The organism is Mesorhizobium sp. STM 4661, from assembly GCF_000359125.1.
Lineage (GTDB): Bacteria > Pseudomonadota > Alphaproteobacteria > Rhizobiales > Rhizobiaceae > Mesorhizobium.
Map to the genome: position 1 here is coordinate 1 of NZ_CAAF010000078.1, position 12015 is coordinate 12015.

A 12015-nucleotide genomic window follows, 5' to 3' on the forward strand; every position below is an offset into this window, starting at 1 on the left:
GTCTTGGCGCTGCGCGCCAATCCACCTTCTCCCACAAGGGGAGAAGGGAAGATTTGCATTTAGGGCCGTCGGAACCCGGTCGGCCCACCGTAGAGATAGCCGATGCGGGCAACGGCATCCTTCAGCCCCTCGCGTGAGACCAGCATGGTGTGGCCATTGGCGTGGATCATGGTCTTTGCATCGGTCATGACAGCGACATGGCCTTTCCAGAACATCAGGTCGCCGCGCCTGAGCCCGGCAAAATCCGGGCCGGGGTCGAGCGGCTCGCCAATGGTCGCCGCCTGCATGTCGGAATCGCGCAGCACCTGCCTGCCGGCCATGTGCATCGCCAGTTGCACGAGGCCGGAACAGTCGATGCCGAAGCCCGAGGCGCCACCCCAAAGATAAGGTGTACCGAGAAAGGTCTCCGCGACGCCGACATAGTCGGCGACGGCCTCGCCGACTGGCCGCAAATGGCCCGATATGATCGCCTCGCCGGATGGCAGCAGCGCATAGTGCGTGCCGCGCGTTTCGGCAGTACCGGTCACCGTCACCGCCGATCCCATCGAGAGTTGTCCAGTGATGGGAAACCGCAGATCCGGGCCGGGATAGAGGAAGGTGCGCGGCACGGAAACGATATGGGTCGGGGTGCGATCCCGCGCGCCCAGCACAGTGTCGGCGACATAGCCGACATAACCGTCGCGTTCGGCCTGGATCCAGGCCCAGCCTTCGGCGTCCTCGAAGACAAGGACATCGTCACCGAACAGGGCTTGGGTATTGACGCCGGCGTCGGGGCGCGGCGCCTTGCGTATGTCGGCCACCGGCGCAGTGATCCGCGCCGGCCGGCCGGCGACAAAGCGCTCGGCGGCAACCTCGCCCTTCAGCCTGGCGTCGGCGAGATCAGATCGGAAGGCGTGGAGGCGGGCGTCGCGGGCGGTCAAATCGGCAACTCTGTTCTATCTTGTCTGTTCTATCTTGGCGTTTGAGCTTTGCCCTAGATGGGCAGTTCCTGGGCTCTGGCGATGATACCATCGCCGAAGCGCTCGACAAAGAGCGCGCCTTCGACCGTGCGCTTGACCAGCACATTGCGCTTGTCGAGTTCGTCGCGATGGCGCGACACCAGCTTCAGCGCGCCCATCGTGTCGAGCGCGCGGGTGATGACCGGCTTGGTGACGTTGAGCCGCGCGGCCAGCCCGCGCACCGTATGCGGCGGTGGATCGAGATAGATGGTGAACAGGATCGCCGTCTGGCGCATGGTGAGATCAGGCGCGTTCTCGCGCACCTGCGACAGCATGACCTGCTGCCACAGTCGCATGGCCTGGCTCGGACGCATCGCGATCGACATCCGGCCAGCATGACGGCAAATTGTTTCGGTTCCGTTTCAGTCGCGAATCTTATTGTTGGACCATGATCTTATCCGAAAACCGGTTCCCACTTTTCGGGATCATGGTCAGCCGTAGCGTTTTGAGATGACACTCTCCAGCGCGCGGATGCATTGCGCATCGCCGCCGGCCGGACCGTAATTGCGATCGGCCGGGTTCCAGGCGAAGATGTCGAAATGCGCCCAGGCGACCGTTTTCTCGACGAAGCGCTTGAGGAACAGGGCCGCGGTGATCGAACCGGCGAACCCGTCAGTGGTGACATTGTTGATGTCGGCAATCTTCGACGACAGCTTTGCATCATAGGGGCGCCACAGCGGCATGCGCCACAGCGGATCCTCGGCCGCGACCGAGGCCGCCGCCAGTTCGGACGCCAGCGCTTCGTCGCCGGTATAGAAGGGCGGAAGGTCGGGACCGAGCGCGACGCGCGCGGCCCCCGTCAGGGTCGCCATGTCGACCAGCAATTGCGGCTCCTCGTCATCGGCCAGCGCCAAGGCATCCGCCAGCACCAGCCGCCCTTCGGCGTCGGTGTTGCCGATCTCCACGGTGATGCCCTTGCGGCTCGTGAGTACATCGCCGGGCCGGAAGGCGTTGCCGGCGATCGAATTCTCGACCGCCGGGATCAGCACGCGCAACCGGATCTTCAGCCCGGCAGCCATGATCATCGAAGCCAGGCCCAAAACATTGGCGGCGCCGCCCATGTCCTTTTTCATCAACAGCATGCCCGATGACGGCTTGATGTCGAGGCCGCCGGTGTCGAAGCAGACGCCCTTGCCGACCAGCGTCACCTTCGGCGCATTCTTCGGTCCCCAGATCATATCGACCAGACGCGGCGCATCGGCCGATGCACGGCCGACCGCGTGGATCATGGGGAAATTCTGCGTCAGCAGATCGTCGCCCCTGGTCACCGACACTTCGGCCTTGTGCGCCGCGGCCAGTGTCCGAACCGCCGCCTCCAGCTGGTCCGGCCCCATGTCGCTGGTCGGCGTGTTGACCAGATCGCGTGTCAGGAAGACGCCGTCGGCGATGCGGTGAATGCGCGCCGCATCGGCGCCGCGCGGCAGCGCGAAGCGCAGCGTCTTGCCCGGTTTCTTGCCATAGCGGGTGAAGACATAGCCCCCGAGCACCAGCGCGATGGCGGCGAGTTCCGGCTCGGCCAGTGCGGAGGCAAAATGCCAGTCGCCTTCCGGCAGGGCTCTCGCCAGGGCGCCGACGGTGAGCGCGCCATCGCCAATGCCAAACAGCGCGCCGGCCAGCGCGCCGTTTTCACCGGGCACGACAAGCGTCCTGCCAGCCTCGCCGGAGAAGCCGTTGGCCTTCGCCCAGGCGATCGAAGATGGCGCAAGGTCGGCTGTCTCCAGACCGTCCTTGGCGACCAGATGCACGGGCAGCGCGTTCTTCGGTTTCGTCTCGATGAGTTCGACGGGCATGGAATGGTCTCCGGCTTTGAGTCGGCGTTTCTTAACTGTCCGTTAGGGTTAACAGAATATTTCTTTGGGAGGGAAGATGGCCACGCAATGGCCACGCGCACGAATAGAGGCCGATGTTGATGCCGACCAACCGAATGACGAACGCCACGGGAAAACGGCTGATCACCACGGCGCTCGTGATGGCGCTTGCAGCCAGCGTCGCCGGCTGCGGAACCAGCAAATTCACCACCGGCTCGATTGCGCGTTCGAGCAGCAAACCGCTGGAAACCATGTCAGCCGGCGAGTTGCACAGTGCAACGATCAGGCTTGGCGAATCCTATGCCAAGAATCCCAACGACAAGCGGATCGCGACGAACTATGCGGCGGCGCTGCAGATGGATGGCGATGCCGATCAGTCGCTTGCCGTTATGCGCAAGCTGGCGATCGTCCTGCCAAAGGACCGCGACGTGCTTGCCGCCTATGGCAAGGCGCTCGCCGCCAACGGGCAGTTCGAGCCGGCACTCGATGCCGTGCGCCGCGCGCAGACGCCGGAATATCCGGACTGGAAACTGGTATCGGCGGAAGCCGCCATTCTCGACCAGCTCGGCCAGAAGGACGAAGCGCGCCAGGATTACCGCAAGGCGCTCGACCTCAAGCCGAACGAGCCCTCGATCCTTTCCAACCTCGGCATGTCCTATGTGCTGGAAGGCGATCTGCGCACGGCTGAAACCTATATGCGTTCGGCCGCACAGCAGCCGAACGCCGACAGCCGGGTCCGCCAGAACCTGGCTCTGGTCGTCGGCCTGCAGGGCCGTTTCGACGAGGCCGAAAAGATCGCTTCGCAGGAACTGTCGCCCGACCAGGCGCAGGCGAACGTGGCCTATCTTCGCCAGATGCTCGCCCAGCAGAATGCCTGGAGCCAGCTCAAGGATCAGGACAAGGCAAAGCCCGCCACCAACTGACAATTGCAGCTACGGGGCACCTAGAGCGACGTGCGTCCACTTGGACGCACAAAGTACGCTCTAGCACTTTTAATCCACGCATCGGCCGCCCGAAAATCGATTCCGATTTTCGGGCCGATGCGGTAGCGCCCATTCAGACTAAAAGCCGCACGGCGTCAGCAGCGCGGCTTTCTCTGCGACAGGTCGCCTACTCGCTGCTGGTTTTCGGCTGGTCGCCGAAAATGCCGCGTTGGCTCACCTGGATACCCGCGGGGCCTAGAATGATGGCGAACAGCACCGGCAGGAAGAACAGGATCATCGGCACGGTGAGCTTGGGCGGCAAGGCCGCCGCCTTCTTCTCGGCGGCGTTCATGCGCATGTCGCGGCTTTCGGCGGCAAGCACACGCAGCGCATGCGCCACAGGCGTGCCGTAGCGCTCGGCCTGGACCAGCGCCTGCGATACCGACTTGACAGATTCCAGGCCGGTGCGGCTCGCAAGGTTTTCGTAAGCCTGCCTGCGTTCCTGCAGATAGGAAAGCTCGGCATTGGTCAGGATGAACTCTTCGGCGAGCGCTACCGACTGCGCGCCGATCTCGTCGGCGACCCTGCGAAGTGCCGCCTCCACCGACATGCCCGACTCGACGCAGATCAGCATCAGGTCGAGCGCGTCGGGCCAGGCCAACTGGATCGACTGCTTGCGCTTGGTGGCTCGGTTGTTGACATAGAGCACCGGCGCGTAAAAGCCCGCATAGGCAACGACGATGCAAACGAATATCTTGATCAAAAGCGGCTGCTCGGGCAATCCGCCGAGCACGAACATATACACGGCAGCCAGCGCGAAGCCGACAAAAGGCAGGACCAGACGGAAGAAAAGGAAGCGCGTCAGCGGGTTTTGCCCGCGAAAGCCCGCCACTTTCAGCTTCTGCAACGTGCCTTCATCGGCCAAAGCGCGCCTCAGATCGAGACGGTCGACGATGTTGCGCATGCCGATCGACTGTTCCTCGCGCAGGCCCTTGCGGCGGCGATCAGCCTCGGCGGCCAGCCGCGCGCGCTGCTTGGCGCGCAATTCGTCACGCTCCAACGCCACGGATTTCATGCGCGCCTTGAGCTGGTTCCCGCCGAAGGCGGGCAGCAGCGTGAGGGCGGTCGCAAACACCGCGATAGCGACCAGCATGGCAATGAGAAACGCCGGGTCGGTCAGGGTTTTGACGACGTGTTCGGTCATGCGCTCTCAATCCTAGACATCGAAGTTCATCATCTTGCGCATCACCAGGATACCAATCGACATCCAGACCGCTGAACAGCCAAGGATCAGATTGCCGACGCTGGTGGTGAACAGCGGCATGATGTAATTCGGGCTTGTCAGGTAGACGAGAAAGGCGACGATGAAAGGCAAAGCGCCGATGATCATGGCGGACGCCTTCGCTTCCATGGACAGCGCCTGGACCTTGGCCTTCATTTTCTTGCGATCGCGAAGCACGCGCGAGAGATTGCCAAGCGCCTCCGAAAGGTTGCCGCCGGCCTGGGACTGGATCTGGATGACGATGCCGAAGAAGCTCGCTTCCGTGCATGGCATGGTTTCGGCCATGCGCAGGCTGGCGTCGGGGATCGACAGGCCCATCTGCTGCGAATCGACGATGCGGCGGAACTCGGTCTTGACCGGTTCGGGAGATTCGTTGGCGATCAGGCGGACGGCGTCGTTGAGCGGCAGGCCCGATTTGACCGCACGCACGATGATGTCGAGCGCGTTCGGGAATTCGTTGAGGAAGGCCTTCACCCGGCGAGCGCGGGAAAACGAGACGAACCAGCGCGGCAGGCCGAGAGCGCCGACCAGCAGCACGCCCGGCAAGGCAAGCAGCGGCGCGCCGATGAAATAGGCAAGAAACGTCAGGACGACGCCGCAAACGGCCGAGTAGACATAGAAGCGCTCGAGCGAGATCTTCATGCCCGCTTGGCGGATCTGAGCCTTCAGCGGCGGCTTCTTGACGATGCGCTGGTTGGATTTCTGCTTCTGTTCGAGTTCCTTCAGCGAGTCCTGCACCGATTTGCGCCGCTTGGCGGCTTCCGCCACGCGATCGCGCGAGGCCTTGACGACCGAACGATCCGTCTCGGCGGTCTTGATCGTCTCCAGCCGCCTGCCGACCTGCTTCTCCTCGCTGATCTGGTTGAACAGAAAAGCATAGGCGACCCCGCCGGCGCTGAAGCCGGCGAGCACGATGAATGCCAATACGGTGCCGTCAATCCCGAACATCGACCCTGGCCCCTGCGCCTCCGGATGCGTCAGTCAGCGCGTTTCTCCATCGCCTCGAGCGCATTGGCGAGACGCTGTTCCTCGCCATAGTAGCGGGCACGGTCCCAGAAATGCGGGCGACCGATGCCTGTCGACACATGCTCGCCCAACAGTCTGCCGTTCGCGTCCTCGCCCTTGATATTGTAGAGGACGATGTCCTGCGTGATGATGACGTCGCCTTCCATCCCGATCACTTCGGTGATGTGGGTGATGCGCCGCGATCCGTCGCGCAAGCGAGCGGCCTGTATGATCACGTCCACCGAACCGACCACGATTTCGCGCACGGTTTTCTGCGGCAACGTGTAGCCACCCATCGCGATCATCGATTCGATACGGTTCAGGCATTCGCGCGGGCTGTTCGAGTGGATCGTTCCCATCGAGCCGTCATGGCCGGTGTTCATCGCCTGCAGCAGATCGAACACTTCCGGTCCGCGCACTTCGCCGACGATGATGCGCTCGGGCCGCATGCGCAGGCAGTTCTTGACCAGGTCGCGCATGGTCACCTCACCCTCGCCTTCGAGATTGGGCGGGCGGGTTTCCAGACGCACGACATGCGGCTGCTGCAGTTGCAGTTCGGCCGAATCCTCGCAGGTGATGACGCGCTCATCGCGGTCGATATAATTGGTCAGGCAATTGAGCAGCGTCGTCTTGCCCGAGCCGGTACCGCCTGAAATGACGATGTTGCAGCGGACGCGGCCGATGATCTTGAGAATCTCGGCGCCTTGCGGCGAAATGGTACCGAACTTGACCAGCTGATCGAGCGTCAGCTTGTCCTTCTTGAATTTGCGGATGGTGAGCGCGGTGCCGTCGATGGCGAGTGGCGGCGCGATGACATTGACGCGGGAGCCGTCGGGAAGACGCGCGTCGCAGATCGGGCTCGATTCATCGACACGGCGGCCAACCTGGCTGACGATGCGCTGACAGATGTTGAGGAGCTGCTGGTTGTCGCGGAAACGAATACCGGTCTGCTCGACCTTGCCGTTGACCTCGATGTAGACGTTCTTGGAGCCGTTGACCATGATGTCGGCGATGTCGTCGCGGGCGAGCAATGGCTCCAGCGGCCCGTAGCCCAACACGTCGTTGCAGATATCCTCGAGCAGCTCTTCCTGCTCGGAAATCGACATCGCGAAATTCTTGATCGCAATGATGTCGTTGACGATGTCGCGGATTTCCTCGCGCGCGCTTTCGGGGTCGAGCTTGGCGAGTTGCGACAGGTCGATCGTGTCGATCAGCGCCGAGAAGACCTGGCTCTTGGTATCGTAGTAGGTTTCGCTCCTTTCGCGCTGGACCCTTTTCGGCTCCGGCGCCAATGGCGGCGCCTCGACCGCGCGGCGCGCGGGCGGCGGTGCAGGCGCGCCAGATGGCGGCGGCGCGGGCTTGGCAAGAACCGCCGTTTCCGCTGGGTTTGCCGGCGCCGGGGCGGCAGGCGCAGATGCCGGCTGACGGAATTCCGGCGTGAATCGGCTGCCGTCGTCACTGCCTCTTTTACCAAACATGATCGACTACCAATTCAGCCACGGATGCATCACTTCTTGTTGCGCGAGAGCTTGCCAAGGAGATTGCCAAGGCCCGCTTTCTTTCTCACCTTGATTTCGCTGCGCCCGGTCAGCACATGCGCAATCTCGTTGACCATAGCGACGACCGGGTTCTTGGCATCCATTTCACCCAGCATGCGCCCGTTGTTGGCGGCGTTTCCGAACAGCAGCGGCTCGAAGGGAATGACCGACATCGGCGAGATGCCGAGCGAGTCGGCGAAGTCGGACGACGAGATCTCCGGACGCTTCGGCACGCCGGCCTGATTGATGATCAGCTTCGGCGGCGGATCATTCGGGCGAAGCCTTTTGAACATGTCGACCAGATTCTTGGTGTTGCGCAGATTGGCCAGTTCCGGCGTCGCCGTAATGACGACCTCGTCGGCCTTGGTCAGCGTGTTCCTGGTCCAGCCCGTCCAGATATGCGGGACATCGAGCACCAGAAGCGGCACGCTGCGCTGGGCGGTGTCGACAAGCTGCGTGAAGGCGTCTGGATCAAAATCGTAGACCCGGTCGAGCGTTGAAGGCGCCGCAAGCAGCGACAGGTGCTCGGCGCACTGGGCAAGCAACCGGTCGAGATAGACCTCGTCGATACGTTCGGGTGAAAAGACGGCCTCGGCAATGCCTTGGGCCGGATCCTGATCGAAATTGATGTTGGCCGTTCCGAAAGCAAGATCGAGATCGGCGACGACGACCTCGGACTTGAACAGGGACGACATCGCCCAGGCCACATTGTGGGCGATGGTCGACGAGCCGACGCCGCCCTTGGCGCCGATGAAGGCGATCGAGCGGCCGATCGGCTCGGCTTCCGGATCAACGAAGATCGACGATATCACGCTGACGATATCGGCCATCGACACCGGCGCGATGACATATTCCGAAATGCCGGAGCGGATGAGCTCGCGGTAGAGGCCGACATCATTGTAGTGGCCGATTACGACGACCTTCGAGGTCGGATCGCAATATTCGGAGAGCTGGGTGAGTTGCTCCAGCAATTGCTTCGGCTCGCTGCGCGATTCCAGCAGGATCAGGTTCGGCGTCGGCGCCGATTGATAGAATTCGATGGCGGTGGGGATGCCCCCCATATGGACCTTCAGATGGGCCTTGGCCATGCGGCGGTCCTCGCCGGCGCGTTCAACCGGATTGGCGACGCCGTCGGTCTCGCAAAATGCCTGTATCGAGATGCGCGGGATCGGCCGCAAGGCCTGCATCGCGGCGATATCCTGCTGCGAGGTTTCGCCGCCATCCACCCCGGTGTCGTAAGCAAGATTGCTCATTGTCATCTCTTTCCGTGACTTCTGCGGCTTAAGGTCCGTCGAGTGTCGAAGTTCCTAGTAGTCCACTTCCGAATTACCGAGGAGCTCGTCAGAAATCTCTCTGTTGCGGTAGGCGTCGATCACATTGCCCCGATTTTCCGCGTCGATGGGCGTCTGCTTGCGCGGCCCGAGCAGATCGGCCGGATTGGACATCTGGGCGGCAAGATTGTTCTGATACGAGCAGCCGAAATCGGCATAGTGCTTGTTTTCCGACGTCTGCAGCAGGTCTTCGGGCCAGCGTCCGCATTTGTCGGTCTGGGCTTTCACCGAAACATAGGCGACGCGGATCGGCGCGGACGCTTCGGCCGAAACCGACTGGTAGGTGGTCATGACGATCCGGTTGCGGCCGATGCCGCTGGCAATGGCAAGCCTGGCGAAATCGCGACCGGCCGCGGTCGCGGCGATCTCATTGGCCGAGCCGCTCGGGATCGCGATGGTCAGCGCCGGAGCGGCGCTCTTGTCGTAACCGTCGAGGAAACCCAGCAGCGTGTCACGCTGAGAGCCGGTCATGCCGCGATCGCCGGCGCCGACCGGAAGGTCGATCTTTTCGTTCTTCTCGGCAATCACGATTGGATGGGTGGTGCGATAATCGTCCGGAACGGATCCGACCGTGATGCTATCCCTCTTGAAATTGGCGCAGCCCGTGAGCAATGCCGCGACCGCGACCGCCAAGACTGGAACCGCCGGCCGGTAGATCCGCGAACGGCCGGATCGCGTCGTCGCGGTAGCCGTCCTTGCCTTCGATGCTGATTGAGACATATCCGCTTCCCCGCTTACTTGTAGATGAAGCCGACAACGCCGTGATAACGGCCGTTGGGCTTGTCGGTCTGCATGGTGCCGTAGACGCGATTGACACGGCCAAGGAACATGCCGGCGCCATCGCTGGGCGGATTGAAATTGTCATCCGGCTTGGCAAGGTTGTTGCGCGCCACCGGCTTGACCAGATAGGGCGTGATGATGATGACGAGCTCCGTCTCGTTGCGCACGAAATCCCTGCTGCGGAACAGCGTGCCGAGCACCGGAATCTTGGTCAGGCCGGGCAGGCCGCCTACGGCTTGGCGGACATCGTCGCGAACAAGACCGGCGATCATCATGGAGCCACCGGAAGGCAGCTCGACCGTCGTGTCGGCCAGGCGCTTGCGGATCGAAAGCATGTTGGTGCCGGGGTAATTCAACCCGGTCGAAAGCCCTACGGAACCTTCGGTGGTTGGCTCGGAAACGGATGTCCTTACTTTCAGACTTATGCGGCCGGGCGACAGCACGACAGGCTGAAACTCCAGGCCGATGCCGTATTCGAGCTGCTCGACAGTATAGGTAATCTTGGGCTTCTTTCCTTTTTGCCTTTCTTCGTTGTCGACATCCGTAACATCTTGACCGGTGACGAGATTGAATTCGCCACCCACCTTGAAAGTCGCTTTTTCGCCGGACACGGCGGTCAATGTCGGTTCGGCCAACGTCTTCATCACGCCGGCTTGTTCCATGGCGTTGATGTAGCCCTGCAACGACGACGTGGCGAAACTGACGCCAGAACTGCTCAGAGGCTTGCCGAGACCCATGACGGAGTCGCTGAGCGCGCCCCAGCTGATGCCATTGCTGCCGCCGTTGCCGACCATGTTGACGCCGAGCTGCTTCATCACCGAGCGGCTGACTTCCGCGACCGTCACCTTCAGCGTCACCTGGTCGTCGCCGATGATCTGCAAGAGGTTGACGATCCTGCTGACGCGGCGCTCGGAGTCCGGATTGTCGATGGCGACGCCAGACTCGGCCGAACCGCCGGCAGCGGTCTGCGAATATTGGCCCGTGGTCGCTTCGCCGCCGGACACGAAGATCTCCGCCAGGTCTTGCGCGCGCTTGGCGTCCAGGGGGGTGTCCACGGTGCCGGTCAGAACGACGTTGTCGTTCAGCAACTCGATCTTGATCTCCGACGTCGGGATGAAGCGCTTGATATAGTCCTCCAAGCCGGCGACATCGCGTTCGACCGCCAGATCCAGGCTGGCGATCTGTTCGCCATTGGGGCCGAAGACGAAGATGTTGGTCTCGCCAACCTGCTTGCCGAACAGATAGATGCGCCTGGCGGTGCGGGTCACCGCATCGGCGACCGTCGGGTTGGCGACGAGAATGTCATAGGCGTCGCTCGGCAGGTCGATGACCACCGATTTGTTCAATCCGAGCTTGACGCGCTGGGTGGCGGTCGAAGCCGTCACCTCGGCATTCCTGCTCGCCGCCTTCGCCTCGATAAGGCCATGCGCATTCGTTGCAAGGAGAAACAGGCCGATTGCCGCAGCCAGGGTGACCGGTAGTTTGCCGTTTAGCCTCATTTCCTTGTCCCCACTTCGGAAACTTCGCCCGACTTGATCAACCGCACCGTTCCGCGCCGCCCATTGCCGGAAACAAGATAATCGGCCTCACTCAGATTCTTCTCCTGGGTGTCGGTGATCGACCGCAGCGCCAAGGTCAAGCGATCCGCCATCTGCTGGGCGACGGTAATGATCTCCGCCTGTTGCGCCGTGAGTTCCAGCGTGGCGGTCTGGCCGACCCTGGTCTTCTTGCCTTCCTCGTCTTCCTGGATGGTCTGGTCGATCGCCAGGACGCGAATGTTCTTGAGGATGGTTTCGGTGTTGAAGCCGGCTGGCGCGCCATTGGCGGCCTCTGATCTACGGGTCATGATGACGTCGACGAAATCGTTGGGGAGAATGAAGCCGCCGGCCGAAGTGTCGGCCGATATGGTTGTCGCGACCGCCCGCATGCCGGAGGGCAGGATCGACGACATGAAGCTTTGCCCCTCGCCGACCAGCTTGGAGCGCCGCAGCGGCTCACCGGCATACATCGCCATACGGGCGACGGCGCCTTTCAGCTTCTCCAGCGCTTCGGGCTCGGCGGCGCGGGTGATGAAATTCGCGTTGATGCCGTCAGCCGGCCAGGACTGCCAACCGATGTTGTTCTCAAGCTGGCTTCCCATCGGAACGTCGCCGGACAGGACAAGGACGTCCTGCAGCGCGATCGCCGGCGCCTGGGGGGACTCGACGATTTGTGGCGGCGGAGCCGCCACCATGTTTTTCGCAACATATCCTGCGCCACCCGCCGCAGCCACCGCCACGCCCAGAATAATCAGTCGGGATGCTGGCATCTGTCCGAACCTCGCCCTTGGCAAACCATGTAGCCAAGCCGG

General features: G+C 62.4%; 11 protein-coding genes. 1 reads left to right on the forward strand and 10 read right to left on the reverse strand.

The features are described 5' to 3' along the window. Window positions 1–59: 59 nt before the first annotated feature. The 3 genes from MESS4_RS26355 to MESS4_RS26365 all read right to left on the reverse strand — a co-directional run bounded on the left by MESS4_RS26355 (window position 60) and on the right by MESS4_RS26365 (window position 2788). Window positions 60–920 carry an NlpC/P60 family protein gene (locus MESS4_RS26355; protein WP_006337882.1) on the reverse strand — a complete coding sequence of 287 codons (861 nt, stop codon included), beginning with the start codon at window positions 918–920 and terminating at the stop codon, window positions 60–62. 53 nt (window positions 921–973) lie between these two features. Continuing rightward, window positions 974–1324 carry a MarR family winged helix-turn-helix transcriptional regulator gene (locus MESS4_RS26360; protein WP_006337884.1) on the reverse strand — a complete coding sequence of 117 codons (351 nt, stop codon included), beginning with the start codon at window positions 1322–1324 and terminating at the stop codon, window positions 974–976. A gap of 105 nt (window positions 1325–1429) precedes the next feature. Beyond that, complete coding sequence (locus tag MESS4_RS26365) at window positions 1430–2788, reverse strand: leucyl aminopeptidase family protein (RefSeq protein WP_006337886.1); 1359 nt, start codon at window positions 2786–2788, stop codon at window positions 1430–1432. 113 nt (window positions 2789–2901) lie between these two features. Here MESS4_RS26365 and MESS4_RS26370 point away from each other — a divergent pair, with 113 nt between their 5' ends. Further along, a complete protein-coding gene (locus tag MESS4_RS26370; protein WP_198292807.1) occupies window positions 2902–3729 on the forward strand; it encodes a tetratricopeptide repeat protein in 828 nt (275 codons plus the stop codon). Window positions 3730–3916: 187 nt separating this feature from the next. Here MESS4_RS26370 and MESS4_RS26375 read toward each other — a convergent pair whose 3' ends face one another. Genes MESS4_RS26375 through cpaB form a run of 7 tightly spaced genes read right to left on the reverse strand, consistent with a single transcriptional unit; the run spans window position 3917 to window position 11973 of the window. Next, a complete protein-coding gene (locus MESS4_RS26375; protein WP_006337890.1) occupies window positions 3917–4933 on the reverse strand; it encodes a type II secretion system F family protein in 1017 nt (338 codons plus the stop codon). A 12-nt stretch (window positions 4934–4945) separates the two neighbouring features. Then, window positions 4946–5959 (reverse strand): type II secretion system F family protein, encoded by a 1014-nt coding sequence (locus MESS4_RS26380; RefSeq protein ID WP_006337892.1) that lies wholly within the window; start codon window positions 5957–5959, stop codon window positions 4946–4948. Window positions 5960–5988: 29 nt separating this feature from the next. Next, window positions 5989–7494: a CpaF family protein gene (locus tag MESS4_RS26385; protein ID WP_006337895.1), complete on the reverse strand. Its 1506-nt coding sequence runs from the start codon at window positions 7492–7494 to the stop codon at window positions 5989–5991. 29 nt (window positions 7495–7523) lie between these two features. After that, entirely contained in the window at window positions 7524–8807 is a 1284-nt protein-coding gene (locus MESS4_RS26390) for a CpaE family protein (RefSeq protein ID WP_006337897.1), read from the reverse strand. 54 nt (window positions 8808–8861) lie between these two features. After that, window positions 8862–9605 (reverse strand): CpaD family pilus assembly protein, encoded by a 744-nt coding sequence (locus MESS4_RS26395; RefSeq protein WP_006337898.1) that lies wholly within the window; start codon window positions 9603–9605, stop codon window positions 8862–8864. A 14-nt stretch (window positions 9606–9619) separates the two neighbouring features. Beyond that, the gene (locus MESS4_RS26400; RefSeq protein ID WP_006337901.1) at window positions 9620–11164 is read right to left on the reverse strand and encodes a type II and III secretion system protein family protein; all 1545 of its coding nucleotides are present in this window, start codon (window positions 11162–11164) and stop codon (window positions 9620–9622) included. Beyond that, complete coding sequence (gene cpaB / locus MESS4_RS26405; RefSeq protein WP_006337902.1) at window positions 11161–11973, reverse strand: Flp pilus assembly protein CpaB; 813 nt, start codon at window positions 11971–11973, stop codon at window positions 11161–11163. Before cpaB ends, MESS4_RS26400 begins: the two co-directional genes overlap by 4 nt. Window positions 11974–12015: the final 42 nt, after the last annotated feature.